A 26,973-nucleotide genomic window follows, 5' to 3' on the forward strand; every position below is an offset into this window, starting at 1 on the left:
CGCATCACTTGCATGGCGAGAACGCTTCAGGTCTCAAGAAGCGGCTACTACGTTTGGCTCCATCGGCAGAAAGCCCCTTCTCTGCGACGACAGCGTCAGCAATCCCTGGACATCCAGGTTGGAGCCGCTTTTGATAAAGCTAAAAGGAATAAGTTTTGTTTGGAACAACAAATTAGGACTTTACTAGCCCTAATCTGAAAACATCATCACTCGATGTTCACTTCAAATCGTTCATCCAGTCCCCATTCAATATCTTGAGCCGCGACTCTGTTTAAAAGATCATTGACTCTAGTAAATTCTTCACCCATAGCCTCTTTAGACAAAGCGGAATTTTTCCAAACAAACAAAACAGGCCGCTCTATATCCGTACTCAATACATCCCATAGAGCATCTAAATTCTTCCCATAGTAAGATGGAAAGTTTAGTGCTAGTGCAATATGTTTGTGGAAATCAGCTTCCGATTTAATATCATTACCATCAATAATAACCTTCATATTTGATAATTTCCTTAATCTTTCCAACGACCAATCATATGCACCGTTTCATAGTGATCTTGTGTTACATACAACAGCCCATCATTTGAATAAAGGAGTCGCGTTCCTGGTTGTTTTGCCCTGCTCATCGTACTGTTAAGTCCAATGTCTGCCTCATGCCAAACTCTCCCCTGCGCTGCGGGTAGACTTATAAAACAAACGTTCACCCCTTTCACTGCCCCGGTCTTTGCCAATACCCCGGACCACCCACACCGCACATCAGTATCGCAGGTCGATGGTTGGAGATAGGCGGTTTTACTGTAGGGCGGCCACTGATAATCGCCATGCATCCGGGCTTGCTTCTCATTGGTCCTGATTATGATAAGGCTCTTGAGTAATAGATTACTGAGTAGATAGAAATAAGCCCGGCGAACCGGGCTATTTATTTATAAAAAACCTTTATTTTGTTGGCTATGAACACTTTCAGTTATGGTTTTAATGTCTTCAGAATTAACTCCATCAACAACTATCCACACTAACGAAGAATCAGATATTCCAAACTGAATATTGTTATTTTTTACTACCTTTGTAGCCTGCAAAGGAGAAAGAGCAATCATCACATCACTTTTGCCAATGATAAGCTCAAACCCTTCTTTAGTATCAGCCAAATCTGAGTTACTGAAACCTTCCAAATCAAAGACAAGTAAACCATTAGCAATATTGTCTGGTATTAGCGGAAGATTATCACTTTGCTCTTTAAAGTTTTTAACCTGAACTACTTTTAAAGAAACTAGAGCACCACTACTTTTATCAATTCCTATTTCAAGCAAAGAGTCTTGCGTTACAAAACGCCAATACTTTCTATTAAAATTCCCTGCTCCAAAGTTAATCTCTAGCGGTACGTAATAGTCAAAATTGCTATTTACACTTAATGTTTCATGTATTAAATCTAAAACTTTCATTTTAATACCTATCATTGCTCTAATTTTCTAGCATGTTTTATCGCAGGTAGTTCTCCAGCATTTCTGGGAGGAGAAAAAATAATTTCCCAACCATTATCACTCACATACATTTTATTAAACTGTACATTATTATTTTTAATAATATTTCCAATACCTGAGTGCATGCTTGAAAGAGCTTCTTGAGTTCGAACAGGATCTGGCAAGAACTTAAAGTTTTCACCTTTAATTTGATTTTGCCAAACAGGAACATCACCACCAACATCAACATCAACATCAACATCAACATATCTTGAAGGGAGCTTGCCGAATAGTTCTTCTCGAATATGCTTTGTTGCATTAGCAGTAATGAACAGATCTTTTCCTTCGAAATTAGTTATATAAGCTCTAGGCAAAATAGTTCCGGGGTAGTCTCCGTAAGCATCTAAACGTTTTATATCATCCCAAACAGTATTTGTTTTGTTCGGAACATTTGATGAACTAGCACTTGGGCACGGCACACACTCCACTTTTTTCTGATTATGCACCCATGCACCAAGTTCTCCAACAAAATACGTATGGTAATCCGCCACCTCAAAGTTATAGGTTACCGGAGATTCATTCCGATTGACCAAACTGACTACTTCAAGTTTGCCTCCGCGATAGCTTGGGATAAGCATTCCCTGTTTCAGGTCTATCGAGTCTAGCCATCCAGTTCCATCAACCCAGAAGGGGTGATTGTCTGTGACTATGTATGACTCTTGGACGCCCTGTTCATCCAGTAGCGTTAACAGATAAGTTGTTCGATCATCGTCATACCTGAACAGTTCGGTCACTGGTTTCCAGGTGATGTCTCCTGTTGCTTCATCGCGAGCGGCTACCAGCTCGCCTTTTCCAATTTCCTCAATTGGCTTCAAGCCATCTTTCGTTACAACCAGAGTTCCTGCGGCAAAGCAAGATCCAACGCAACAGCCGCTATGAGAAGTTTTATGATTCCGACCTCGTCTAGTCTTCTTATTAATATATGCTGTGCCAGCTACGGTACCAAAAGCTGCTATAATCGCAGTCGCTTTTTCTTTATCTGATAGATCGCTATTCCAAATATTCTCTGCTTTAGTAAATGCCTCTTGGCTCAGCCCTAATAGTTCTTTACCAGTATCTAATGCCTCTCCGGGAGTTGGAGGAAGGATGGCTCCCGCCACCACGGCTCCGCCAGCCATGGCGGTATTCGCAATGCTGTGGGCATTCTCAACTCTTGAACTGAAGTCTCGTTCATAATCCTTATATATGTCATATATGTCGCTCGTAGCATTACTACTTTCATCTTCTTGTGTGAGCCCCTCTCCCAGTAAGCCTTCTTTCGATTTCTGAGTAGCGATTTTTGCTGCGCAGTTTTGCCCACCTGCCAGCACACAGTTAGCAATATCTCGTTGCCACTTAAATTTATGTTGCTGCCCCCCCCTAAATAATATTCTTGTTTTTCCTTAAGTATCTAAATAAAATTAATCTTATACTCCTGCCCAAACTTTGACAGGACATCGGTGACTGACTCTTTCAGTCTCTCGAACGTCTCATGCGAACCTAGCGGCAGCCAGTTGTACTTCACCTTTCGCCACAAGATCTCTATCAGGTTTAGCTCTGGTGAATATTTCGGCAAATAGATCGGCCAGATGCCTTTATCCGCCCAATCCAACCTATGTCGGCGAAACTCCGCAGAGCGATGCATGGAGGCGTTGTCCAGAAGCACCACGGCAGGCTTAAGCGGATCTTTACTCCCCGCCAGCTTATTAAAAAGCGCTACGACTTTGGCGGAATCCACCCGCTCCTCTGTGGCATGGAATATCAGCTTCTGGCGGCGACTCATAAACCCCAGAACGTTCAGTCTCTTATTGTGTGGATAGGATTTCATTTGCGTCGGCTTCCCCACAGGGCTCCAGCCATAAGGTAAGTTGGAACGCTGACTGAAGCCTGATTCATCAAAGTAGTAAAGCTCGATTTCGCCCGCATCCTCCCAGGATTGAAGATCTTTCACAAAGCCCAGAAATTGTCGGAAGGCGTCTTCATCCCGAAGCGCGCGCAGCGAAAAGCGGAATCGCTTGAAGCTATACTTTGATTTTTTTTAAGTTCCGTTTAACGGTCTCCAGACTAGCGCTTTTTCCAGTTTCTTTCTCCAGACGTATCTGGACGTCTCGTAGTTGTTGGGGCTGCTCGTCAATCCACTTACAAACCCTTTCTTGTTCCTGCTCCGTGTAAATGGGCGGCCTTCCCGGGGAGGCGTCGCTAATGAGGCCACATATTCCCATGCTTTCCCACTGCTCAATCCAGATCGAAATGGTGTTGCGGTGGAAGTCGATAATGTCGGCAATTTTATCGATTTTATACCCCTTATTGCTGAGCAATATGGCGTGACAGCGAATACGGAAACGGGAGCTCGGGCTGTAGCGAAATCCATCGGTAAGAGTCTTTATTTCAGCGGGCTTAAGATGATTGACGTACTTCACGGTGCAAAATATGATCAGTTCGGGTGGTCGTAAGTAGCCTATTTTATTAGAAAATTTTTATTTTGCTACTTACCATTCCCTCCACTAACACCTGCCGAAGTCATCGCTGCACTATCGCCAAAATGGACAACTCCTTGGTCATCTGTCCATGAGTGTATTTTGGTCTTATACCCATCGGGGTCCCAATAAAAAGTAGGATTCGCATACGCATACAAATACTTATGCAATGACGGGGCGATGGAGATGTCGCCTTCCCAGGCGTCCTGGCTCAGGAAACGGCCGGTGTCTGGGTCGTAGTATCTGGCTTTGGCGTAGATCAGGCCGGTTTCACGGTCTTCTTCGTGGCCGGTGAAGCCGAAGCGGTTCCAGCTTTCTCCGCTCTGGTAGCGTCTGTGGCCCCAGGCGTCGTAGCTGTAGCGGACCTGGACTGAGCCGTCCGGTTTGGTCAGGGTCACCGGACTGCCTAAGGCGTCGAAGTGGTAGAACTGCACGCCTTCGCGGAATTGATTCAAACTGATCAGACGGCTGCCGCCGTATTCATATTTGGCCAGCGTGGCGCCGCTTTCATCGAACTGGGTGAGTATGGAATTGTCGTCGTAGCTGTAGCGCTCCACCCCGCGCTCGCCCTGCTTCTCTATGCGCATGCCGCGGTAGTCGTACAGGAACTGCCCTACTGTGGAGCCGCCCACGGTGACCTGTCTCAGGTGATCGCGGACATCGAAGACGAAGTCGCTGACCTCGCCCGCTTTACTCTTCTGCACCTGATTGCCGTTGGGGTCAAACCTGTAGGCCACGTTCTGCGCCGGATCGAGATTATCCTGCACCTGATATAACTGGTTACGGCTGTTGTAGCGATAGGTCAGATCTTTCACCGTCGCGGCGGCGGCGTCCACCACCGTCTCGCCGACCCGGTTATACACCGCATCGTAGCTGTAGATCACCGTGGTGGCGCTGCCGGCGGGGACGTCCGGATACCCCACCTGAGTCAAACGGTCCAGATTGTCATAATCGTAGCGTGTGAGTTCCAGTCCACGGCCATTCTCTTCTTCCTGACTGACGCGATTGCCGTGGCGATCGTAGACATAGGCGTATTCGACACCTGCGCCCCGTTCTGCGTATGCGTCAGGGTGCGAGTGCGGCCGGCTTTGTCGTATTGATACTTCATCTGCGCGTTATTGGGATAACGCACTTCCTGCAACCGGCTGCTGTGATCGTAACGGTATGCCGTCACCCCCCTGCAGACTGGTGACGGTGCTGACGCGATTCAACTTATCGAAGGTGTAACGGGTGACCGTATTGTCAGGATCGGTCAACGCCGTGCGGTTGCCGTTATTATCGTATTGGTACTGGGTAGCCTTGCCGTATGCATCCACCTGCTTCAGCAAACGATCGAAAGCGTCATAGCTGAACAAGAGGAATTAAAGCACTCTCCAACTAAATAATAGAGCGCATGGATAAAAAATCCTCTTTTTTTTACACTTTAAATCATTTGCGAGCTCATACATTAAGCGATCATTATCACAACCAACCACATAATAATCCCAGTCACTAGCAGGCCATTTTTCATCTGAATAATTTACCCACTCCATCACATCTTAATTATCTGGATTATATATATCTTTCATCGACTACCACCAAAAAAGTGAGTTGAATATTGAGGGTGAGCACTATCTATATGGAATAGATTAAAACCATCTTCTTTTGGAATAATTATAGCTCTATCGGCTGAATTTTTGACTGGTTCAATAGATATTTCAAGTCCATCTATTTTAGTGTTTTTTCCCCATTTATCAGCAGGGAAGCGCCCCCCCGGATTATGAAATACAGTGCCATCGCCAGCTCTTATTTCAACAACCTGAACACCACCTCTTGAAATGTCATATGTTAGATACAGCATTATAAATCGCATTTTCAGATTCCCGGCGCCCTTGTGGATTACCTGATCTCGCCGCTCTTGAATTTAAAACATTATCTGCCGTTCCTGGTGCATGCGGACCACCAGACAAATCTGTTTTCCTTATTTTTGGAAGACTTATACTGTTTGGAACTAATAGGGCGACCTCAACCCAAACCGGATTGGACCGAATGCAATAATATTTAAGGCCCACCCTATTATCCTAATGCAGATTAATTACTTGGAGGGATTTCTTGGGTGTTTTTTTCAATAACAGTACAAAATATAACCTTGTCCTTAGATGCCCATCCAGATAGCATATCTCCACTTTTTATGCATGACCAGCAAAATAAGTCTGCATCATAAGGTAATGCTTCTAGCTCTTTAATAAATTCTCCTACCTTAATTTTACATTGTGCATCAAGCTTGGGATTCGAATAACGCCTCTTAAAGATAAAAAGCAAGCGATCCCTCGGGCTTAGATTATTTTTACCATTACCTTTATCATACCAGCCGTCCTTTTCGAACGTCAAATTCTCAACATCTCCCCCCAATTTACTTTTAATAAGACTTAAAAAAAAACTTTCTTTCATCTAGCTCTCTCCTATTATTCCTATTCTATGGCTGATAGTTGGGGTTTTTAATAATATCGTCAATAGGAAAACCGTGTCCGCCGTGGCGTTGCGCACACACAATCTCACTGCAATCAATATCTCTCGTCACTGACCATTCATTTTCGTAGTAATACGGGTTTTCTGGATAAGCTTTGTTCATATCGATACCTTCCTCAGGTTTACGAATTTTGTAGACCCAAATTTCACCCATTTCGTCTTTTCTAATAAACTCCTCTACTGATAGCGGGTCCATCAATGTACTAACTAATTGGCTTGACTTACCGGTTTCAGCATATTTTTTTATCACCACTTTTCCATTAGGGTCCTTTCTCTTAAAGCCTTCCTTATATATTTTCTCTGGAGATCGATAATCGGCCCTCCAAACATATTCTACTGGCTTTTTGACAGGATGATCGTATGGCATCCCTGCTTCTGCATCAGCCATAGCCTGCATAGAAGGCTGATTGGAAGGGGCTCTCGGACTTTTTACCTTCTGAGATGTACGAAGACTTACTTTCGGTACAGACTTTAATGCCCTAACCAAGCCCTGATAGGTCAGGACTCCTTTATTTACAGTACCAGCCTTGCTCGCTGCTTCTTCGACAATTCTAGCCGACTTAAGCCTCATTGCTGGGATAGCTTCAGCGGCGAGGAATAGAGTATCAACAGCTTCCTTACCTATGTCTCGATCATTTCCAACTTCTATAGCACCAAAAAGTCTACCTAGGCTCCCCAAAGAATCGACAATGGAGTTCACCGTACTCATCGCTATTTGCTGGGATTTGTATTGATCCTCCAACATTTTAGGAGTTGGCTCACGGATTGCCAGTGTTGAAGGGGTCTGGAAATTTCTGGTCTGATGAGCAACATACTCTTTCATTAGCGGCTCAATACCATTCACAGTATCCCGAGCTATATTTACTAGCCTTTCAGCCGCGCCCGATACAATATTCATGGTTCGCTCAGGGTTTTCAATAACCGCATCCGCCGCTTTTTCCGCCATTAGACTCATAAGCAGCGATGGCGCATTACCATCGGGGTCCCAATAAAAGGTCGGATTCGCATACGCATACAAATACTTATGCAATGGAGATGTCGCCTTCCCAGGCGTCCTGGCTCAGGAAGCGGCCGGTGTCTGGGTCGTAGTATCTGGCTTTGGCGTAGATCAGGCCGGTTTCACGGTCTTCTTCGTGGCCGGTGAAGCCGAAGCGGTTCCAGCTTTCTCCGCTCTGGTAGCGTCGGTGGCCCCAGGCGTCGTAGCTGTAGCGGACCTGGACTGAGCCGTCCGGTTTGGTCAGGGTCACCGGACTGCCTAAGGCGTCGAAGTGGTAGAACTGCACGCCTTCGCGGAATTGATTCAAACTGATCAGACGGCTGCCGCCGTATTCATATTTGGCCAGCGTGGCGCCGCTTTCATCGAACTGGGTGAGTAAGGCAGCTTCGCCAATGAGAACAGTTTGCTGAGGCTGTTGTGTGCGGGTATGTTGAACGCCATAGAACGGTGGACGCATCCAGTGCAGAGTTGGAACCTACAGGGTCGTCCAAGCGCTCTCGCAGTTGTTGACTCTCTTTGAGGCGCGCCTAGCCGCTCACACCGATCTGTGACTTGGTTGACAAGCGCTTTTACCCCCCTATTGATGCAGAGTCTTAAACTTCCAGGCTAATTTTCAGTCTACCCAAAATATCAATCTTGAGGATCCATTACCAAATCTACTTTCTATATTCCTCATAAAATCTATCATAAGCGAATATGTTAAACCACATTCTTCCGCTAAGGCTTCCTCAACCTCTTGCAGCTCCTCCAATGTACACCAGCTAGGAAAAAAGTTAGGGTTAGTAATAACCAAAGGATTACCGTTATCATCGCGCAATACTACATTCGACGCACCTGTATTCACCAATATATCCGTTTCGTCAGGATAGGCCGATTCGAAGCCTTCATCCTCCAAATAGTCTGCATAGTCACTAACAATACAGTTCATTTTTTTCCTCACAGGATCACTTACATTTTTCGGAAGCCCTCTATTCAATGTTTTCTCTGGAAATATATTTCTTATCCCCGAATCTTGATATGGAAAAACTTCAGCAAAAAGGTCGAATTCCCCATATATATTTAGAATCTCTATATATGAAAAAAAAGTTGGCATCATGCTAATATCCACCCAGGTTTTTATCAAAATCATTAAGCCATTATAGCAGGGGAATCGCACTTCGTTTCTTGCTTGAAGTTTTATTAAAGTGGCAGGAAATGCTCTGCAGAAGAGAATCCCCGAAAACCATGGCATAACGAGCAAAGTAGCGAATTTGAGATAGGGCCATTGTTACAGCAGGCCGGGTTTGAAATTGAGACGCCGGTGACGGTGAGAGTCATGGAGGGTTGCTTGGTACTGACCATCGAGTAAACACCATGCATAAAAGTCCCAGCCATTTAGCTGGGCTTTTCACATCTCTTCGGCTAATTTAATCAAAGATTACTAGCCGACTAACAAGCAATTAAATCTTTGAACGCATCCTTTTCAGTTACATGAGAAGATAACGCATTTAGTATATCCACCACATCAGGCTTGCTAATTACAGTACTATTTAATTTATACCAAGCGCATTCATATTGGCCTACAGATATCAACCCTTTAATTTCATCTTCTCCTGAAGTCTTCATTAGCCATTCTGGGTCACCGAACCTTTTCCCTTTATCGATAACAGGAGGTAAGTTATTTTTAAAAACACTTAGTTTTGCTAAATCTGATACATCTTCACAGTCAGCAAAAATATTTTCCACTTCATCACTAGCGCAAAAACCAGTTGACTCAGCAAAACGACCAACTTCATCAGGGGCAGGGACATTACATAAAAAGTCAAAAACCATCCAAGTTTTTAACTGCACCAAATTCCGCGCTATTTCAACAAAAGAAAATTCGTCTGCATAAAATTGGACAAAGGTATCTTGCCGACTGCCAAACCAATGTTTAGCGATACCAATATAACCAGGCCAGCTCGCATTACTCCATAGCGGTATCAATACCGGAGGAAATCCAAAGCTTTGGTCTGATGGTGCCTGAACAGTATAGTCCGGCACCTCAACCAACCCCTTAGCAATATTCACCAATCCTTGTGAATAACCATATTTAGATAAAAACTCTATATAACCCATGTGCACTCCTGATTAATCGCAGAAGCCAGGCTCAATGGGTATAAGCTAGAATCAAACTTCAGTTCACTTGTAGGAATAATTGGCCCATTGTAGTCAATTCCATTACCAGGCCCTAAATTCAAGTGCATACTGTTGTGCTGAATTTTGCTATTAGTGGGGAACAAATTTCGAGGATCAAAGACTTGATCCGAGAACGCCAACTTATTGAAATTCCAATGATGGATGTCACCCGCAGGAATCTCAATGCCGACTTTGTCTGCCGCCCCATGAAGATGCATTTTGCAAAGATTCAGTCCATAAGGAATGGAGTTTTGGATCACTAGCTATGGAGCTAACGCCGAAGTCTTCGGGAATAAACCGCCCTTTCAGACATCCGAGCAATTGCAGCTGCTTCACTGTTTGGAACAACAAGTGACCCCGACACGACCATCGTACCCGATGAACGCTACCCCTGATGCCGCCTCGCTTTTAAAGAACTTTCCGCTTAAGAACTACGATTCTACTGATTTTTACCCCAGATGCACTAGCGTTAAAGGCGCTGACCTGATGGGCGGCAACCCAACAGGCCAGCTAATCACAACAACCTGTAGACGAGGTTATTATGACTAAAGGCAATCATAAGCCAGCTTCACGCCCGGCTAATGCAACCCGGCAAATTAAAGTCACCAAGACGTACTATGACTATCGGCTCAAAGAGCAGTCGCCCTACTCAGGCGCTCGGCCCATCCCCTGGCTGCAACTCAAGGGCCATTGGTTACAGCAGGCCGGGTTTGAAATTGAGACGCCGGTGACGGTGAGAGTCATGGAGGGTTGCTTGGTACTGACCACCGAGTAAACACCATGCATAAAAAGCCCAGCCATTTAGCTGGGCTTTTTACATCTCTTCGGCTAATTTAATCAAAGATTACTAGCCGACCAACAAGCAATTAAATCTTTGAACGCATCCTTTTGAGTTACATGGGAAGATAACGCATTTAGTATATCCACCACATCAGGCTTGCTAATTACAGTACTATTTAATTTATACCAAGCGCATTCATATTGGCCTATAGATATCAACCCTTTAATTTCATCTTCTCCTGAAGTCTTCATTAATCGAAGAAGTCAGGTGGCAATGGGTAAAAGCTAGAATCAAACTTCAGTTCACTTGTGGGAATAATTGGCCCATTGTAGTCAATTCCATTACCAGGCCCTAAATTCAAGTGCATACTGTTGTGCTGGGTTTTGCTATTAGTGGAGAACAAATTTCGAGGATCAAAGACTTGATCCGAGAACGCCGACTTATTGAAATTCCAATGATGGATATCACCCGCAGGAATCTCAATGGGTTATTCAGAGGTTCCTTAGAGTTATCCACCTCGCATTTCCCCTCTTATTAAAAACTCTCTTTCTTTATCAAACTCCCACTTCACATACCAGTAACACACTTCCTTGACCATTGAATTTTGAGGACCCAGAAGAGATTCTATTACCCTGTAATAGTCATCTGGTATATCAAGCTTAACTTTAGCCACTTGTGTCATATTAAATATCAGATTTTGAGATACCAATTTGTGCTTTCGTCTAAAAGAAGCAGCATTGGCAAGATAGTTACTAAACTTTTCAATATCAGATTCGACAAATCCGTTAGCCCAATTGAAATTCTTAACTCTCTTTAATACATCAGCAGCCAACATATTAAAGACCAAATTTCTTTTTCGCAAAATCTCATGGCCCTTTATAAACTTACATCAATCAAAGGAATCCGGCGTAACTAATGATACCCCATTTCCCCGTAGCTCTTCTCCCCACTTCTCATATACAGTGCGATATGCTTCAAGAAAAAACAATCTAAGATTTTTAATTTTCCAATTACTAGGCAAATAAAATCCGTCTTCCGAATTATGAGCTTCTGCCAAAATATTATCGAAATTAAAATCTACATTATTCAGTATCTCTAACAGCGATTTCGCAACTTCAGCTTTATGTTCAGTTTCATAACGCTCCACAATTTTCCCGCCAAAAAGATATTTTCGAAACAATTTTCGTAAATCATCTCGCTCATTTGGATTATATTTATTGAGCTCTTCACCCAAATCCTCTTCACGATCATAAACATCAAATTCAGCTAAGAAATATTGAGGAGTCACATAGAAGTCGTTGTTTGTACCGGGAATTTTTAAGCTCATCCAATCTCTCCTATCTACCTGTTAGGACACGCTGCATAAGGTAGCAACGTATTATCACCCAAAGGAACTATTCAATTATACATTTCCGAATTAAAATGTGGATTAGACAAATCCGAATTATTCCTTGTAAACCCCCAACCAACAATTGAATCTGAAGAACCAATAACAGCAGATTTATTTGGATTATTGTTTATAAAGTAATTGTATTCTGACAACCCTCTAGAAGATCTAGTAACGGCCTCATTCAATACATGCATCTGAGTATTCCAGTCTTTGAACTGAGAGCTCGGTTGAGGATAATTTCCAGGTGTAGATGGATTCCTCGGATGCGCCCCGTCTATTGAACGTTGTTTTAGATTTGGATCAATAGGAATGTCCGGGGCATGCTTGTCAACAAAGTGAGGATTCAATCCTGGATTGTCGACAGCTAAGGTAGTCTCGTATTCTCTAACCCACCTTTCAGCATTAGCTTCTGATTTCTGACTAATTAGAGCCCTTCTTTCTTCAACTGATAAATGCCCATATTTTTGTCGAAGTATTTCTGCTCGACTCAATTGAGCGCTGTCTGGAACACTTGAACCACCACTATCCGAAGGGCACGGCACACACCCCACTTTTTTCTGATTATGTACCCATGCGCCAAGCTCTCCTACAAAATACGTATGGTAATCCACCCTCAGGTTGTTTTGGAGTAAAGTTATTAACAAAGCCTTGAAACTGACACAAAGTAGCTTTTGACTCTGATCTCTGCCTGGGTACTCAACTGCTTGTCGTGATTTGGATCCAGAGCAATTCTGCACTTCTCAGAAATGGTGCGTGGATCGCCTGTTATTTTTCCGGGTTTAATGTTTAAAATAACTGACTAGGAGACCAAACTCCAATCATGTACCGAAATACCAGTAATCACTTGTTCTGGGTCGTCTTCAATTGGTTCCTCTGCACCATAAAACGCTACCCCACTCACCGAAGCTCCTTTTTCATCGGCAGGATAATGCATCTCATCATGCTCGTCATAATAAATAGGAAACAATTTCGTCACATCAATCAATTTCGACCCAATCCCTATACTATTCTCAATTTTCCCGTTATAACCATCAAATAAATATATGCAGTACAATTTCCCTTCGGCATTAAACTTCAACCGAACAACATCGTCACCGAAGTAAACGATTTTTTCTCCTGAACTTTCATCACTCACAACCAAAACACCATTCGACTCAGTTAGCAGCTGACGTAAATTTTTGACTTCCGAACTATCCAACTGCATTGAATTTTCGAAAAAATCACGACAATCAGTAAAAGAAGTTCCAATGGCAAAACCAGCTCCAGACTCCCCAGGAGTAATATCCGCCGAAAAATCTATCTCTCGCATTGTCATTCTCCTAATTCAGTCATCCAAGACCCTGTTTGCTATATCACTTCCTCATTACATTGAAAGGGTCAACACTTTCCCTTTCCAAGTAACTCTCAAACTCTTTTGCTCCTTTATCACAAAAATACTGGTACTCTTCTTGAGATATAAACAGCATCAAGTAAACCCTAGGAGGAGACTCTACAATCCCATACTCTTTCTGTAAAACAGAAAACCCCTCTGGGAATGGTAGAGGATCGGTGATATAAACACAGTTTTTAGACGTAGCATTAACAAATCGCGCAGAAACCTTGTCATTCCCCGCTATACCAATCCCCCACCCAAGCTCCATTTTGTTCAAAACAATAGTTTTAATCGTGTTAAAGATAATTTTCGGAACTTCTTCCTCGACACTATCTACAACGCAAACAAGTTCGCCGCATTCTTTTAATTCCTTGGAAAAGTGACTTAACCCTACGGTCGCGAACGTAACACAGCCCTCAAAAACATTTGAATAAACCAAGACTTGAATCTTCCAACCTAAACTCGGGTCTTCAAACACTAAATTATCAACCGGCTTACCGAGATATTTCTCGTAGTGGTCGTAGTATGCCTCGCCTAAATTCATAACATTGTAGTTTTTCAAATTATTCTCCCTGCTCGTCAGGAGGGAATATCGGGAATATTAACGGGGAACTAGGCTCTGCATTCCGGTACGCACCTTCAATATTTTCAAATAGGTGCCCCTGATTACACTCTGGACACAGCCCTCGCAATAAGCTTGTGTCATTGTACAGGAATTGGAAGTCAGCGCTGAACCGATTTATGATCGAGTTCGAAGATCGCTTGACTGGGTATCTCTAACAACCAGGCAGATACACAGAATTACTTACAGGGTCGCAATGAACCTTATAGCGCGATTTACCTGGATGTTGCGTTATCTACTGAAGCCTTTCTTATAGTTTCCTTTTCCATGCGCAGCTCTTTGTTTTCTTAGCGAAGCCGTTTTAACTCTGCGCGATCGTCTTCAGCCAGAACCTGATTTTCAAGCTGAGCTTCAAACTTTGTAGAGCATATTGGCGTTAATGCCGAGGGGTTTAGCCGCTTCTGGGACGGAATAACCTTGGTCGCGCACCAAGAAAACGGCCTCTTCTTTAAACTCTTTTGTACATTTTTGTACTATTTTTTCTGACTCATGCTGGCACTTTAATCGTTGACGAGCATTGTCTCTTATTAATGTGTCCGAGACTAAGTAGAAAAATATAAATTTCCTAATAAAATAGGCTCCTTACGACCACCCGAACTGATCATATTTTGCACCGTGAAGTACGTCAATCATCTTAAGCCTGCCGAAATCAAAACACTAACTGATGGATTCCGTTACAGCCCGAATTCCCGCTTCCGTATTCGCTGTCACGCCATATTGCTCAGTAATAAAGGGTATAAAATCGATAACATTGCCGAGATTATCGACTTCCACCGCAACACTATTTCGATTTGGATTGAGCAGTGGGAAAGCATGGGAATATGCGGCCTCATTAGCGACGCCTCCCCGGGAAGGCCGCCCATTTACACAGAGCAGGAACAGCAGCGGCTTTGTGACTGGATTGATAAGCAGCCCCATCAGCTACGAGACGTCCATGCGCGTCTGGAGAAAGAAACTGGAAAAAGCGCCTGTCTGGAGACCGTTAAACGGAACTTAAAAAAAATCAGGATATAGCTTCAAGCGATTTCGCTTTTCGCTGCACGCTCTTCGGGATGAAGAGGCCTTCCGCCAATTTCAGGGTTTTGTGAAAGAGCTTCAATCCAGGGAGGATGCGGGCGAAATCGAACTTTACTACTTTGATGAATCAGGCTTCAGTCAGCGCTCCAACTTGCCTTATGGCTGGAGCCGAGTGGGGCAGTCAACGCGGCTGAAATCTTACCCGCACAGCAAGAGGCTGAACGTTCTGGGGTTTATGAGCCGCCGCCAAAAGCTGATATTCCATACAACCGAGGAGCGGGTGGATTCCGCACAAGTGGTGGCGCTTTTTAATAAACTGGCGGAGAGTAAAGATCCACTAAAGAATGCTGTGGTGCTCCTGGACAACGCCTCCGTGCACCGATCTGCAGAGTTTCGTCGGCACAGGTGGGACTGGATGGACAAAGGCATATGGCCAATCTATTTGCCGAAATATTCACCGGAGCTAAACCTGATAGAGATCTTGTGGCGAAAGGTGAAGTACAACTGGCTGCCGCTAGGTTCGCATGAGACGTTCGAGAGACTGAAGGAATCGGTCACCGATGTCCTGTCAAAATTTGGACAGGAGTATAAGATTAATTTTATTTAGATACTTATTATACCACTACAAGATTAGACTCAGCTTAAACTGGAATGAGTATAAAATGTAAGACCTTCCCCCATTATCCCTGCAAGGGTTTCAACTACCTCAATAGTATCGTTCTATTCCAAGAACCTCCTCAATGGAGCCATGTATAAAGTTATCATGATAAATAGAAAATCCATTATCCAGGTGGTTAAATTGGACCCCCCCCCCCACACCTTTTACTTTCTTAATTATCTCTCCACCATCCAGCTCTGAACCACCAACAGAAAATCTAACCGAATTCTTTATGTATAGATAAACCATCTGACCACAAGCACCTCGCCCTACGATTGCATCACTTATAGATGCCAAACAATCAACTTCATCTTGAACAATCAAAACATTAAGATCATTACTTAATTCACAATTAGATACTGGCCAGTAACTCAAGCTATAGGAAGTACTCAAACCATTTATATAATATGATTCACAGGCCCTCATCATGTGAAGCTTAACGTCACCATCACACAAACAATCAACACCATCAATGGACACATATCTTTCACCTATCAGATTACACCTAATCACCAAGTCATCTCTATATTTTTGTATCTTCTTAATCCTCCAGTTGTTTCCAGCCTCACTCATATCCTTTTCAACAAACTCTCTTACCCCTCCAACAGAAACAACCTTTCCTTTCAAGAATTCATATCTTGACACCCTATCGTCTTTTCTAGGTCTGGCACTAATTTCACTCCATCCTTTAATAGTACTTATATTAGTTAGCGCACAGTCAATTTCATACAAACCATCCAAGTTGGGAGAAAAGTCTTTATCGCTTAAAAAAATATCAAAAAAAGGTAAATCCATAAAAACCCTTGTATAAATTACTCAGGAGGGAGACGTGATATAACAGGAAGAGGACGAAATAGAACAGAAATACGCCGACCTTGGATAGTTTGAATATTCCCGCCCAGAGTCAAGTAGCCTTGACTATTAACCCCATACCCACCTTCAAAAACAGTAAGAGGGGTTTTCTCTCCATTAGAGACGACCAACACTATTCTGTCTACAGAATTTCCATTTTTGGAGTTAAAGACCGAATGGAACTTGCCTTCAAAATCCTCCTCAAAAATACGCTCATTAAAAACATTCCTATTCTTAACTTCAACAGCTGTATACTTTCCATCTGTTCTTGGCAATAGAGCTTCAGGGGATTGTGGCAAATTAGTTTTATTACTAACATTCATAAAGCCACTACGAATATCTGCCTCATTCAAAAACCCCCCCTCTAGCCCCGCATAATCTTTTCTACCAGCCAACTCCGCAACGGCATCTATTTCATCATTTCCCAGGGAGTTTTGTGGAACTGCTGTTCGTTTTGCATTTTTTGCGTTTATTTTCTTAAGATCATCCTTTATTCTTTTATTAATTCTCGTGTCGACTAAAGATGGCAATGAGTCATTAACATTAGCTTCTATGCCATACTTATTTCCTGCCCCAGCCTTTTCATAACTTTCTGCTACTATCGCGCTTTCTTTGCTAGCTTTACTCTCTAGTAATGCATACTCTTCAGGCGTCAATAAATCGTCAATGCTACCATAACGATTCCCTGTCCTTTGTAGCTCAGCGGCCTCCTCTACAACCTTTGTTGCTCTAAACAATCTGTTTAAAGTCATCGGAGCTCGAAATGGGGTATAGCCTGTTAAAAGTAAAGGAGCCATTGCCCCAGTCGATGAAATATTTGCTGTAATTTCAGAATCGGCATCTGATAGCGTTAACCCTCTGGCTGCGGCATAACTTTGTAATGGCAAACTGGACCCATTAGATATGGCATTGACAAGCATGTAACCTGCATTGGGTACAGAGGCCAAGAAAGCGAGGCTATAGTCAGCAACTACATTACCTGTATCAATACTTCTAATCGGCTCAACTAGATCCGTTTCCGAGTTAACTGAGAAATTAAATAACGGCCAAGCTTCATTCCCATTCGGATCCAAATAAACCAAAGGATTCGCATACGCATACAAATACTTATGCAATGACGGGGCGATGGAGATGTCGCCTTCCCAGGCGTCCTGGCTCAGGAAGCGGCCGGTGTCTGGGTCGTAGTATCTGGCTTTGGCGTAGATCAGGCCGGTTTCGCGGTCTTCTTCGTGGCCGGTGAAGCCGAAGCGGTTCCAGCTTTCTCCACTCTGGTAGCGTCTGTGGCCCCAGGCGTCGTAGCTGTAGCGGACCTGGACTGAGCCGTCCGGTTTGGTCAGGGTCACCGGACTGCCCAAGGCGTCGAAGTGGTAGAACTGCACGCCTTCGCGGAATTGATTCAAACTGATCAGGCGGCGGCCGCCGTATTCATATTTTGCCAGCGTGGCGCCGCTTTCATCGAACTGGGTGAGTATGGAATTGTCGTCGTAGCTGTAGCGCTCCACCCCGCGCTCGCCCTGCTTCTCTATGCGCATGCCGCGGTAGTCGTACAGGAACTGCCCCACCGTGGAGCCGCCCACGGTGACCTGTCTCAGGTGGTCGCGGACATCGAAGACGAAGTCGCTGACCTCGCCCGCTTTACTCTTCTGCACCTGATTGCCGTTGGGGTCAAACCTGTAGGCCACGTTCTGCGCCGGATCGAGATTATCCTGCACCTGATATAACTGGTTACGGCTGTTGTAGCGATAGGTCAGATCTTTCACCGTCGCGGCGGCGGCGTCCACCACCGTCTCGCCGACCCGGTTATACACCGCATCGTAGCTGTAGATCACCGTGGTGGCGCTGCCGGCGGGGACGTCCGGATACCCCACCTGAGTCAAACGGTCCAGATTGTCATAATCGTAGCGAGTGAGTTCCAGTCCACGGCCATTCTCTTCTTCCTGACTGACGCGATTGCCGTGGCGATCGTAGACATAAGCGTATTTCGACACCTGCGCCCCATTCTGCGTATGCGTCAGGGTGCGAGTGCGGCCGGCTTTGTCGTATTGATACTTCATCTGCGCGTTATTGGGATAACGCACTTCCAACAACCGACTGCTGTGATCGTAGCGGTATGCCGTCACCCCCTGCAGACTGGTGACGGTGCTGACGCGATTCAACTTATCGAAGGTGTATCGGGTGACCGTATTATCGGGATCGGTCAACGCCGTGCGGTTGCCGTTATTATCGTATTGGTACTGGGTAGCCTTGCCGTATGCGTCCACCTGCTTCAGCAAACGATCGAAAGCGTCATAGCTGAAAGTGGTTAAACGGGTGTCGCCGGCGACGTAGGACTCGGTGACGCGCGTGACATTATTGTGAGCGTCGTATGCCGTTTCAACGGACTTCACCTCCCCCGGCAACGCCGCAACGGAAGTGAAAGTCCTGCGTATTTCCCGGTTCAGGGGATCGTAGGCGTAGTCGACCTGATGGCCATTGGGGTCCGTCAGTCGTTGCAGATTGCCGTTAGGATCGTACTGGTTATAGGTTAATTGCGCCGAATCCGGGTAAATGACCGCAGTGGGTCGGTTCAGCGCGTCATACTCCATACGCGTGACCTGCTCCAGCGCATTGCTCTGGCTGACCCGAACGCCCAGATGATTGTATGCATAGCGGGTCGTCTGCTTATCCCCGTCAATGACCGTCACCAGGCGGTCCAGTCCATCATATTGAAAATGCGTGGTATAGAGATCAGAGTCGCCGGGATAGGCCAAAGGCGTGGACGCATTGAATGTACAGCTAACCGCCTGCACCTCATTGCCCTTGGCCCGGGTGACGGCGATCCGGTTGCCTTTGCCGTCATAGTTGGTGGTGACCGCTTCACCCAGCGCATTGATCTGCATGGTCTGCCGCCCGCGCAAATCATAACGCCAGTTGGTAGGACGACTTTCTGGATCACATTCCGCCGTACGCTGCCCCATCAAATCATAGGCGTAACGGGTCAATGAAGATTCCTCGCGACTGAGCGTCACCACCCTGTTGGCGTCGTCATAGACATACACCACACTGTTATTGAGGGCGTCTTTTTCCGTCAGCACGTTGCTTTCGCCGTCATAGGTCTTGGACAGAATACGGATCAGCGCGCCGGCGGGTCCTCGGCGGGTGTAGAGCAATCGATTCAAGCCGTCATAGTCGTTCTCCGTCACCGTATTCAGCGGCGACGTCTGGCGCAGCAGATTGCCGAGCTTGTCGTATTCGAAGGTCGTAATCTGATCTAAAGCATCGGTCGTACTGGTGCGTTGATTCAGATCGTTATAAATATGGCGCGTGACTTGATCGCGCTTATCCGTTTCCGCTTTGAGATTCCCCACAGGATCGTACTCAAAGCTGCGCGAATGCCCCAACTGATCCGTCTCGCTTTCCACTCGATTCAATACATCGTAGGCGTAGGTGGTTTTATTGCTCAGGCCCGAGCCATCCTGAGAGCGGACTTCTTCTGACAGACGGTTGCCGACCAAATCATAGGTAAATTCAAGCTGGCGATTTTCCGGTTCATACTGTCGAATCAGCTGGTTCAAACCGTCGTATTCGTAGGTTCTCACCTGGCCATTGGCGTCGGTTTCGTACACCACATTGCCGTTATGGTCATACTCTTTGCTACCCAGCGCGCCGATCAGGTCAGACTTGGACTTGATCCGGTTGAGGTCGTCATACACCGAGGTCAGGATATTGCCGTTTGGCAAAGTTTCCCTGGTACGATTACCTACTTTGTCATACTGATACAGGTATTTCTGGCCGCTGCCTTTCGGGAACTCCATTTCTATCAGACGATTCAACTTGTCATAGACATTGAGCGTCACCACATTGCGGGAATTGATCATGGACGTCAGATTGCTCGCGTTGTCGTAAGCGTAATTTTTCTCGGTGAGCTTGGTGACGTCTTTGTTCAGATACAGGCCATACGCCTGCTCTTTGACTTTGCGATTCAAGCCGTCGTAATCAGCAACGACTTTGGTTCCCAGAGGGTTGGTGGACTCAATCAGGTTGCCATTGCCGTCATAGCGATTCGTCATAACGGCGTCCATGGGCGCTTTGACCTGACTGACGCGCCCTAGAGCGTCAAAGCGGGTCACCGTCACCCGGCGCAGCTTGTCGTATTCCGTCTGGGTTTTGCCCGCATCGTCATACACCACTTCTCGCGCCAGCTCGTTCAGCGCGTCGTAGACTTTCGTGACCCGGTTGGCGTCATCGTATTCAAAACGCTGAAAACGCCCTAAATCCCTTTCTTCCCGCAGGACATTGCCAACGCCGTCATATTCTTTATGGACATGGCGCTCCTGGCCCATGCCATCGGGAGAGTAGATATCCACCACGCGATCCGACGCATCATATTCGTAGCGGGTACGGTGCTTTTGTCCATCCGGCAGCCAGTCAGACTCTTCAATCAGGTTCCCCCAGACGTCGTATTTCATCTCTTTGGTAATAATCCCGCCGCCCAGGCGTTTCTCGATCAACGTCGGCTGATTGCGTTCGTTATAGCTCCATTGGGTTTTCCTGCCCTCTTCATCGGTTTCAGAGAGTTTGTTGCCGTTATTGTCATAGGTCATCGTGCGCTTATCGGTCAGCGCATTCTGCACCTCAATCAAGCGTCCAAAGCCATCGTAAGAGAACCGTGTTTCCGCGCCGACGCCATTTACTGTTTGGGTTTTCGCGCCCAACTGGTTCCATTTGAAGCTATCGCAGCAATACTCTGGCGTTTGCACCTGCCCCACGTACCCATAGACATCGTAGTTTTTATAAAGCGTGGTCTCGCCATTTCTATCCGTGGAAGACAAACGGTCGCCATTCTCGGCGTAGGTGAAAGACTCCGTGAACGACACCCCGTCCACGGGTGGATAAATAACCTTGGTGAGGTTTCCTTTATCGTCATACTCATAGCGAGTAGTCTCGCCATTGCGCCCGGTCAGGGTCTCAACCCGGTTTTTGATCAGGCCATCCGGAAACGTCTTATAGGTCGTAATGGTGGGCGGCAGAGATCCGACGGTCTCCTTGGTGACATTACCGTGTTCATCATGCTCGTATCTGGTGACCACGCCACGCTCGTCGGTTCTGGACGTCATCAGCACGTCATCGGGAGTCCATTCCATAATGACGGTCCCAGCGGGACTTTTAGTTTGAACTGGCGAGCCGTATTGGTTGAGGGTGTATTCGGTGACGCGGCCGTCGCCTTTGTCGACCTTGGTGACCAAAGACTTGGAGCGGTCAGTCCTCGCGCTGTAGGTAATAGTGGTGGTTTGAGTCCCGGCTTCTTGAGGACGGGTTATGTTGGTGACGAAAAGACCATTTACAGTCGCCTGTCCCAATGCTGTATCAATTAATATCGACTTGGACTCGAAGCCATAATTCACCTCATTGCCATTCGGATCAATTACCTTATTCAGGTTGCTGAAACGATTATAACCATCTCCAAACCCCAGAGTTTTCTGGTTATAGACGTATGTCTCAGCTATTTTCTCGTCATCAGAATTAGTTTGCGTAACTGAAGCCAAACGCCCCAGCTCATCGTAAGCAAAGTCGACTGTAATTTCATACGGCGCCTTCACTTGCATTAGCCTTTCAGTATCCAGACCAACATAAAACGGCGACGCTATCTTTCCATATGAAAGCTCCAGCTTCCGGCCACCATCATCCTGAACCAATATCACTTTGGCTTCACTTGCCGCAGGGTCGTATCCATAGGACAGAATATTGCCGTTGTTATCCAATATATAAGCCAGATGCCAAGTAGTGGCTTTATCGAATGTATGCTTTTGATAGTGATAAGATGTGCCGTCTTTGGCGGTAAACGTCCATTCCGAAGTGCTTGCGTGATATTTGAGATCGCCATGCAGTCCTTTTTGCGGACGATAGCTTCCATCCGCGTTAACAAAGTACCGGCCACCACCCTGGCCGCCAGAAATAGCGACAGAACCACACCCAGCTTCTCTCACAAACGACTCTAATCCATGGCTCCAACCCGTACCGAGAACCCCTTCCTGCATGTTATTACTGGAATAGAATCGCTGCAGTTGCAAAGCAGGGCCACGGCCCTGAACTGAGAAGTCAGTCCGACTAAGCGTCAAGTGTCCGTCAAATAAATCCACATCACTGTCGATAGCGTGACCAACGGGCAAGTTAGACTCATATTTATAAACTATGGTCAGCTGCCCTTCTCTCAGCGCTTCGGCTCCGCTAGCAACTGACTCAGTTTCAATATGATAAACAAAAATGCCTTCGCCTAACTCAACCAAAGGAATATGGATACTATGCTCACCTTTGGGATACAGAGCGTTATCCGTTAGTTTAGTCTCCCCACCTGTAGAGGGATCGGTCACTCTAACAGTGACCCTGGCCTCTTCGCTCAAGGCAAAAGAAATCGTGCTGTTACTATCGCAAGCCCATTGATTCATTAGATCAATTTCCCGACTTGCATTTATCGGCTTGCCCTCTGTTACATCAACGCCCACCAGATTAGGAACAGGGTCTCCGATAGGCTCGGGGTAGATCAAAGTGTTCTGAAAATATAGCGACAGAGGGTATGGGTCGGACTTTACTTGAACGTTACCACCTGCATTAACCACCATCTGGAGATGGTGAGACTTAGTTATATCAAACGTCAAACTATCTGCAAAAATACTCGTATATAGACTTCTCTCAATACCATAATATAGCGGCTTACCATCTTCATAGGCTAATACGTATCTGTCAGGATTCTGATAATAGTCAGGAAACGCCTGATGATTAACCAATATTTGTTTTTTTGCCCCCCCTTTATAATCCAACAAAAGTACAGGACCGTCTTTATTTTTATATCCTGTATCAACAGATGAAATTGTTGGATCAATAGCATATATATTACCTACAGAGACAAATACTTTCTGTTTCTTGTCCTGTGCAGTCTCATCATACACCGCCCCATCAAGCATAACCGTATATAGAGCAGGTTTGATTCCTGGCTTGACCAGATAGCTATATAAACCTTCACCTTCTCTTTTAAAGTCAAGAACATTCCCAGAAGCCCCCGCCGCCACATCATGTCTCACTATAAATCCTGGGTCGCCAATAAAATCAAGGGGTAAAACCTTATACTGTCGGTATTCCACATCATCGACAACTTTCTCAGATGTAACAAAGAATCTCGCTACGGAAAAGTTAATCCTTTTTGGGTATACCTCGCCAATTTTACCGGCTCTACCAGACTTACCACTTGCATCTAAATAATTACCACTGGATATAGCGAGTTGGCTATCATCCATATTGTATGATGTCAAATAGAAGGGTATTGAAATCGCTCCAGAAGAGATACGCCACGAATAGGTAATATTTGATTCAGAGCCAGTAAAAAATGCTGCACTTGCGCCATATAACGCACTGGTGGTATCCACATGACTGCCGCCGCCACAGTTCCAGACAGTGCTCAGAGGTGGACAGACGCTGGAAAAATCAGATTGCACAACGGTTGCATTCACAGAACCAGGCTGCAAAGCCGGAGATGGCAACGTCGCCTCAAATGTCACTGGAACATTAGCGATTGGGTTATCGTATTCATCTAAAGCTTCCACCAGTAAAGTGTCCGCCCAGTAAACTGGTGGGGGCGTATACTCCGCAGGTGGAGGGTTTTTTATCCGCAGCTTCGCCAGCTCACCCGGTTGCGTCAATACAGTGAAGGAAATATCTAAACCAACTGTTCCACTATCAGTCGCTACCGAGGCTTCAATCAGACTCAACGACATCTGCTGCGCATATTTTTCCTTAGGGTCTACCCTATAAAAAATCTTGTCTATGTTTGTGCTCACTCCGTGCGAATACTCCGCATGAGCGATGCCCTGAGCGTTCGTGAGAACGGTAACGCTGGATTTTCCGGCAAAGCTCATTCCACCCGAGCTGCGAGTGAAAGTGACCGGAGCCCCCACAATAGGCGTCCCTTTCGCAGTCGTAGCCCTGACCGCCAGCGCTTTCTCACTTTTAGAGCCTGCAACCCCCACTTGATTGTCCGTGCTGGATATCTTGGTTAATCGACGGATAAGATTGGGGTTGAACAACGGCGACCCGGAGTACTCATTCTCAAGCGCCCCCTTTATACTCGACGGCATATCCGGCGAGGCTGTGGACCCTCCCGCCAGACCACCGGAGATGAAGTAGCCTTGCGCGCCGCTTGCGGGGTCAGAGACTACCCAGGCTGACCCTGTCCAGTCGCGATATGAAACCGGCTCCGCCGGTATCCGAACATTGAATCCTTTCAACAGCCATTGCCTCACATCGTCAAGCACATTGCCGGGATGCGGCAAACTATTGAGAACCGCTGTATCCGCCGGGGTCAAGTTATGCACCGTGACGCCCTGAGCAGCCGCTATCGCCAGCCCTTTATCCGCGGAAATACTGTCTACAAAAAAGTCCTTCTCAAAGGTTTGATGCTCCAGAAAAGAGCCTTGTAACGCACTCAAAGAATAAAAAGTCGAAACAGGAAGACTACCCGAATGTTGCGGAATAACCTCAACCGCCTTCAGCGCCGCGTCCAGACTGACGCCTTTCCAGGTGATCATCTGAGGCTGATTCAGAACCCTGTCCACGCTGATCAGGTTGCCGACGAATGCGACTGAAGGTAACGGCTTAATCAGCGTCAGCCCTCCCAATCTGGCTAATTCATTCTCAGAATCATCCCAGGCCTTCAAATAGCGCTTCGCAGCTTGACTGAGTATTTTCGCCGCAAGCTGCTCGGTGTCTCCCAAGCCCACTGAGTCAGCAGTCTTCATTATTCTCTGCGCCCCGACGGCAATCGCTTCATAGCCGCCGGAAATCAGGTTTTTGTATAGTATTTCCGAGTGATTGGGCGATTCGACAATGACTTCGATACGATGATTGCGCGCCGTTTCCATTGCGGAGGTCGCGACTGCGACAGGCAAACCCTGCACCTTCAATTGAGGCCTGAGCTTAATGAGATAAGGCGGAACGGAATCCAGGCCGCCAAAGCTGTTAACCATATTCTGATCGTCAATGGAAGCCGGTATGTAAGACAGCGTCACTCGCTTTCCCGCCAGCGCGGCGACAGACATGGTCTTCGTCAGAATGACAGTAGAAGCGCTTTCCGTGCTGTCATATATTCGGAATGTGATCCGCTGCAGGCGGGAGGCGCTCAATGATGACTCTTCTCCCGTTACCGACGCTACATTAAACGGTAGGCTGTTAGGCAGATAACGCAACGCTTCGCTGACGACTTGCGACCGCCCCAGTTGCGCGGCGTAGTTCTGCCCTTTAGCGACCGCGAGCTGTTCAACCTCTCCTTTGATCCGCTCCAGGGGCGACTGTTCTGTCAACGTGGTGTAATAACTCTCAATCCATCCTGAAATCTGATCCTGAAACTCGTTCAGCGCCGCGGGAGATGGCGTGTTCTCATAGGACTTGTAAAACGGAGCCAAAGGTAGCCATACCTTACCGGTGCGGTCCACCGTAGTTCCCCGATAATTAGTATAAGGCGCAAAAGCCGAAACCCAGGTCGCCTGGAGCTGAACAGCGTCAATCCTACCTCCCCTGACTACGGACTTCACAGGCACGCCGGCGCTTCTGATAGCGCGAACGATTTCGGTCGGCTGCTGCACATTCAGCGTTTTTTGTAGATAACTGATCGGCAGTTCAATAACGCCATGAACATAGCGTGACGGTATGCTGCTGGCTCGCAGCAAAGCCACCAGCAGGCTGGCTTGATCCACGTCATTGCCGCTCTTCTGCCGGAGGGTTTCCGCCGCCCCTTTCATCGCGCCGGCGTACCATTCCACCTGTATTTCATCACGTACGAAGTTGAAAATCCGAACCGGGTCATAAGCAAGTTGTTCCGCCTGCTTAAGAATATCGTCAGATAAAGGCGTTTGCTCACCTCCCGCCAAATCCGCCGGGGTCGTTCCTAACACCTCCGAGTTCGCATAACTGGGAACGACCACTGGCTCCATCACCGGGTTCACCGCCGCCATTTCAAGACCACCATAGGGCAGTCCCATTGCTCTCAGGATGGGATGGCTTTGGGCGGCGCTTTGACTCTCTATATTTTCCAGCGCGACGCCGATATTCCTGACGGCCCAGAGATTGTCAGCAATAAGCGTTAGCTGTCTGAAGGTGGACGTTTCCGGGTCTTGCACTTCGGTGTAGTTGGAATAAAACCCGTCCATCGCCAATATCAATGCGCTAGTCGCGGCATCGAAATTCAACCGCGTTTGCCTGAGTTGCGTTCTGGCGTCCCCACTTCCAGCGGAATCAAGTCGCTGCTCAACGCCATCCAGATATGCGCTGAACAGTAAAACCTCTGCTTTCAGTTGCAGATATTCGCTTTCAAGCAACTGAATGGCGCCTTGCTCCTGATCCAGCGCATTTCTTAATTTGGGAATAAAAGCCGTGAGGCTATCTTCAAGGGCGGCTGGCGCGGAGGATCTTTGTAGGCGGGGAAATCGGCTTTGTTGCAGAATTGGCTCTTTGAAACTAGAAACATCTTCACCGGAAATATACGCATCCAGATACTTTCTACTTATCTCATCCCTGTCAGGCGGAACCTCCTCCTCCGGCCATACCTGGGCGGAGATAAGAAGCGACAAAGAAAAACTGATGGCCATGCCAAGCCGGAAAGTAAAATTGCGCATGCTTCAGACC

General features: G+C 46.3%; 27 protein-coding genes and 1 pseudogene. 6 read left to right on the top strand and 22 right to left on the bottom strand.

Annotation, left to right across the window (positions count from 1 at the left end; all coding sequences use genetic code 11):
* Positions 1 to 206 precede the first annotated feature (206 nt).
* Complete coding sequence (locus AC2IBB_RS21225) at positions 207 to 494, bottom strand: barstar family protein (RefSeq protein ID WP_486328743.1); 288 nt, start codon at positions 492 to 494, stop codon at positions 207 to 209.
* A gap of 278 nt (positions 495 to 772) precedes the next feature.
* On the opposite strand from AC2IBB_RS21225, the gene AC2IBB_RS21230 reads away from it, so the two are divergent.
* The gene (locus AC2IBB_RS21230) at positions 773 to 871 is read left to right on the top strand and encodes a hypothetical protein (protein ID WP_486328744.1); all 99 of its coding nucleotides are present in this window, start codon (positions 773 to 775) and stop codon (positions 869 to 871) included.
* A gap of 48 nt (positions 872 to 919) precedes the next feature.
* On the opposite strand, the gene AC2IBB_RS21235 is transcribed toward AC2IBB_RS21230, so the two are convergent.
* The 11 genes from AC2IBB_RS21235 to AC2IBB_RS21285 form a co-directional block, all read right to left on the bottom strand.
* Positions 920 to 1,435, bottom strand: coding sequence for a hypothetical protein (locus tag AC2IBB_RS21235; RefSeq protein ID WP_486328745.1), 516 nt, complete (start codon positions 1,433 to 1,435; stop codon positions 920 to 922).
* Positions 1,436 to 1,446: 11 nt separating this feature from the next.
* Positions 1,447 to 2,823 (bottom strand): polymorphic toxin-type HINT domain-containing protein, encoded by a 1,377-nt coding sequence (locus AC2IBB_RS21240; RefSeq protein ID WP_486328746.1) that lies wholly within the window; start codon positions 2,821 to 2,823, stop codon positions 1,447 to 1,449.
* Between the two features lie 80 nt (positions 2,824 to 2,903).
* Complete coding sequence (locus tag AC2IBB_RS21245) at positions 2,904 to 3,491, bottom strand: IS630 family transposase (protein WP_486333932.1); 588 nt, start codon at positions 3,489 to 3,491, stop codon at positions 2,904 to 2,906.
* A gap of 22 nt (positions 3,492 to 3,513) precedes the next feature.
* Positions 3,514 to 3,912 (bottom strand): helix-turn-helix domain-containing protein, encoded by a 399-nt coding sequence (locus tag AC2IBB_RS21250; RefSeq protein WP_486328239.1) that lies wholly within the window; start codon positions 3,910 to 3,912, stop codon positions 3,514 to 3,516.
* 65 nt (positions 3,913 to 3,977) lie between these two features.
* A complete protein-coding gene (locus AC2IBB_RS21255; protein WP_486333984.1) occupies positions 3,978 to 4,940 on the bottom strand; it encodes an RHS repeat domain-containing protein in 963 nt (320 codons plus the stop codon).
* The gene (locus AC2IBB_RS21260) at positions 4,898 to 5,143 is read right to left on the bottom strand and encodes a hypothetical protein (RefSeq protein WP_486328747.1); all 246 of its coding nucleotides are present in this window, start codon (positions 5,141 to 5,143) and stop codon (positions 4,898 to 4,900) included. The genes AC2IBB_RS21255 and AC2IBB_RS21260 overlap by 43 nt, the downstream gene beginning before the upstream one ends.
* A complete protein-coding gene (locus AC2IBB_RS21265) occupies positions 5,085 to 5,324 on the bottom strand; it encodes an RHS repeat domain-containing protein (protein ID WP_486328748.1) in 240 nt (79 codons plus the stop codon). The genes AC2IBB_RS21260 and AC2IBB_RS21265 overlap by 59 nt, the downstream gene beginning before the upstream one ends.
* 209 nt (positions 5,325 to 5,533) lie before the next feature.
* On the bottom strand, positions 5,534 to 5,809 hold the full coding sequence (locus AC2IBB_RS21270; protein ID WP_486328749.1) for a hypothetical protein: 276 nt from the start codon (positions 5,807 to 5,809) through the stop codon (positions 5,534 to 5,536).
* A gap of 230 nt (positions 5,810 to 6,039) precedes the next feature.
* On the bottom strand, positions 6,040 to 6,399 hold the full coding sequence (locus tag AC2IBB_RS21275) for a hypothetical protein (protein WP_486328750.1): 360 nt from the start codon (positions 6,397 to 6,399) through the stop codon (positions 6,040 to 6,042).
* Positions 6,400 to 6,424: 25 nt separating this feature from the next.
* On the bottom strand, positions 6,425 to 7,507 hold the full coding sequence (locus tag AC2IBB_RS21280) for a scabin-related ADP-ribosyltransferase (RefSeq protein ID WP_486328751.1): 1,083 nt from the start codon (positions 7,505 to 7,507) through the stop codon (positions 6,425 to 6,427).
* On the bottom strand, positions 7,500 to 7,931 hold the full coding sequence (locus AC2IBB_RS21285; protein ID WP_486328752.1) for an RHS repeat-associated core domain-containing protein: 432 nt from the start codon (positions 7,929 to 7,931) through the stop codon (positions 7,500 to 7,502). Before AC2IBB_RS21285 ends, AC2IBB_RS21280 begins: the two co-directional genes overlap by 8 nt.
* On the opposite strand from AC2IBB_RS21285, the pseudogene AC2IBB_RS21290 reads away from it, so the two are divergent.
* Positions 7,854 to 8,025: pseudogene (locus AC2IBB_RS21290) on the top strand (IS256 family transposase); the annotation flags it as partial. The gene AC2IBB_RS21285 and the pseudogene AC2IBB_RS21290 sit on opposite strands and share 78 nt — an antisense overlap.
* Before the next feature lie 62 nt (positions 8,026 to 8,087).
* Here AC2IBB_RS21290 and AC2IBB_RS21295 read toward each other — a convergent pair.
* The gene (locus tag AC2IBB_RS21295) at positions 8,088 to 8,570 is read right to left on the bottom strand and encodes a hypothetical protein (protein ID WP_486328753.1); all 483 of its coding nucleotides are present in this window, start codon (positions 8,568 to 8,570) and stop codon (positions 8,088 to 8,090) included.
* A 204-nt stretch (positions 8,571 to 8,774) separates the two neighbouring features.
* On the opposite strand from AC2IBB_RS21295, the gene AC2IBB_RS21300 reads away from it, so the two are divergent.
* Positions 8,775 to 8,822 (top strand): hypothetical protein, encoded by a 48-nt coding sequence (locus AC2IBB_RS21300; RefSeq protein ID WP_486333985.1) that lies wholly within the window; start codon positions 8,775 to 8,777, stop codon positions 8,820 to 8,822.
* An 80-nt stretch (positions 8,823 to 8,902) separates the two neighbouring features.
* Here the strand turns inward: AC2IBB_RS21300 and AC2IBB_RS21305 are convergent, their stop codons facing one another.
* Positions 8,903 to 9,571, bottom strand: a complete 669-nt coding sequence (locus AC2IBB_RS21305; protein WP_486328754.1) for a hypothetical protein — start codon at positions 9,569 to 9,571, stop codon at positions 8,903 to 8,905.
* Positions 9,572 to 10,172: 601 nt separating this feature from the next.
* Between AC2IBB_RS21305 and AC2IBB_RS21310 the strand changes: the two genes are divergently transcribed.
* Positions 10,173 to 10,406: a SymE family type I addiction module toxin gene (locus AC2IBB_RS21310; protein WP_486328755.1), complete on the top strand. Its 234-nt coding sequence runs from the start codon at positions 10,173 to 10,175 to the stop codon at positions 10,404 to 10,406.
* Between the two features lie 514 nt (positions 10,407 to 10,920).
* Here the strand turns inward: AC2IBB_RS21310 and AC2IBB_RS21315 are convergent.
* The 6 genes from AC2IBB_RS21315 to AC2IBB_RS21340 form a co-directional block, all read right to left on the bottom strand.
* Positions 10,921 to 11,247 carry a hypothetical protein gene (locus tag AC2IBB_RS21315; RefSeq protein ID WP_486328756.1) on the bottom strand — a complete coding sequence of 109 codons (327 nt, stop codon included), beginning with the start codon at positions 11,245 to 11,247 and terminating at the stop codon, positions 10,921 to 10,923.
* 54 nt (positions 11,248 to 11,301) lie between these two features.
* Positions 11,302 to 11,739, bottom strand: a complete 438-nt coding sequence (locus AC2IBB_RS21320) for a hypothetical protein (protein WP_486328757.1) — start codon at positions 11,737 to 11,739, stop codon at positions 11,302 to 11,304.
* Between the two features lie 71 nt (positions 11,740 to 11,810).
* Positions 11,811 to 12,413: a hypothetical protein gene (locus tag AC2IBB_RS21325; RefSeq protein WP_486328758.1), complete on the bottom strand. Its 603-nt coding sequence runs from the start codon at positions 12,411 to 12,413 to the stop codon at positions 11,811 to 11,813.
* Positions 12,414 to 12,601: 188 nt separating this feature from the next.
* Positions 12,602 to 13,111, bottom strand: coding sequence for a hypothetical protein (locus AC2IBB_RS21330; RefSeq protein WP_486328759.1), 510 nt, complete (start codon positions 13,109 to 13,111; stop codon positions 12,602 to 12,604).
* A gap of 43 nt (positions 13,112 to 13,154) precedes the next feature.
* Positions 13,155 to 13,736, bottom strand: coding sequence for a suppressor of fused domain protein (locus tag AC2IBB_RS21335; RefSeq protein ID WP_486328760.1), 582 nt, complete (start codon positions 13,734 to 13,736; stop codon positions 13,155 to 13,157).
* Between the two features lie 411 nt (positions 13,737 to 14,147).
* The gene (locus AC2IBB_RS21340; protein WP_486333986.1) at positions 14,148 to 14,225 is read right to left on the bottom strand and encodes a hypothetical protein; all 78 of its coding nucleotides are present in this window, start codon (positions 14,223 to 14,225) and stop codon (positions 14,148 to 14,150) included.
* Between the two features lie 186 nt (positions 14,226 to 14,411).
* On the opposite strand from AC2IBB_RS21340, the gene AC2IBB_RS21345 reads away from it, so the two are divergent.
* Together AC2IBB_RS21345 and AC2IBB_RS21350 are read left to right on the top strand one after the other, a co-directional pair.
* Positions 14,412 to 14,810 carry a helix-turn-helix domain-containing protein gene (locus tag AC2IBB_RS21345; RefSeq protein ID WP_486328761.1) on the top strand — a complete coding sequence of 133 codons (399 nt, stop codon included), beginning with the start codon at positions 14,412 to 14,414 and terminating at the stop codon, positions 14,808 to 14,810.
* Between the two features lie 22 nt (positions 14,811 to 14,832).
* On the top strand, positions 14,833 to 15,420 hold the full coding sequence (locus tag AC2IBB_RS21350) for an IS630 family transposase (protein ID WP_486333987.1): 588 nt from the start codon (positions 14,833 to 14,835) through the stop codon (positions 15,418 to 15,420).
* Between the two features lie 99 nt (positions 15,421 to 15,519).
* On the opposite strand, the gene AC2IBB_RS21355 is transcribed toward AC2IBB_RS21350, so the two are convergent.
* Both AC2IBB_RS21355 and AC2IBB_RS21360 read right to left on the bottom strand, forming a co-directional pair.
* The gene (locus tag AC2IBB_RS21355) at positions 15,520 to 16,266 is read right to left on the bottom strand and encodes a hypothetical protein (RefSeq protein WP_486328762.1); all 747 of its coding nucleotides are present in this window, start codon (positions 16,264 to 16,266) and stop codon (positions 15,520 to 15,522) included.
* Positions 16,267 to 16,283: 17 nt separating this feature from the next.
* Positions 16,284 to 26,963 carry an RHS repeat-associated core domain-containing protein gene (locus AC2IBB_RS21360; RefSeq protein WP_486328763.1) on the bottom strand — a complete coding sequence of 3,560 codons (10,680 nt, stop codon included), beginning with the start codon at positions 26,961 to 26,963 and terminating at the stop codon, positions 16,284 to 16,286.
* Positions 26,964 to 26,973 lie beyond the last annotated feature (10 nt).

It is taken from the genome of Hahella sp. NS-SX17 (assembly GCF_057367735.1).

Bases quoted from the DNA above. Each gene is read 5' to 3' on its own strand.
- AC2IBB_RS21225 (WP_486328743.1), bottom strand. From the start codon at position 494: ATGAAGGTTATTATTGATGGTAATGATATTAAATCGGAAGCTGATTTC.
- AC2IBB_RS21235 (WP_486328745.1), bottom strand. From the start codon at position 1,435: ATGAAAGTTTTAGATTTAATACATGAAACATTAAGTGTAAATAGCAAT.
- AC2IBB_RS21270 (WP_486328749.1), bottom strand. From the start codon at position 5,809: ATGCTGTATCTAACATATGACATTTCAAGAGGTGGTGTTCAGGTTGTT.
- AC2IBB_RS21275 (WP_486328750.1), bottom strand. From the start codon at position 6,399: ATGAAAGAAAGTTTTTTTTTAAGTCTTATTAAAAGTAAATTGGGGGGA.
- AC2IBB_RS21285 (WP_486328752.1), bottom strand. From the start codon at position 7,931: ATGCGTCCACCGTTCTATGGCGTTCAACATACCCGCACACAACAGCCT.
- AC2IBB_RS21295 (WP_486328753.1), bottom strand. From the start codon at position 8,570: ATGATGCCAACTTTTTTTTCATATATAGAGATTCTAAATATATATGGG.
- AC2IBB_RS21305 (WP_486328754.1), bottom strand. From the start codon at position 9,571: ATGGGTTATATAGAGTTTTTATCTAAATATGGTTATTCACAAGGATTG.
- AC2IBB_RS21310 (WP_486328755.1), top strand. From the start codon at position 10,173: ATGACTAAAGGCAATCATAAGCCAGCTTCACGCCCGGCTAATGCAACC.
- AC2IBB_RS21315 (WP_486328756.1), bottom strand. From the start codon at position 11,247: ATGTTGGCTGCTGATGTATTAAAGAGAGTTAAGAATTTCAATTGGGCT.
- AC2IBB_RS21320 (WP_486328757.1), bottom strand. From the start codon at position 11,739: ATGAGCTTAAAAATTCCCGGTACAAACAACGACTTCTATGTGACTCCT.
- AC2IBB_RS21330 (WP_486328759.1), bottom strand. From the start codon at position 13,111: ATGCGAGAGATAGATTTTTCGGCGGATATTACTCCTGGGGAGTCTGGA.
- AC2IBB_RS21355 (WP_486328762.1), bottom strand. From the start codon at position 16,266: ATGGATTTACCTTTTTTTGATATTTTTTTAAGCGATAAAGACTTTTCT.
- AC2IBB_RS21360 (WP_486328763.1), bottom strand. From the start codon at position 26,963: ATGCGCAATTTTACTTTCCGGCTTGGCATGGCCATCAGTTTTTCTTTG.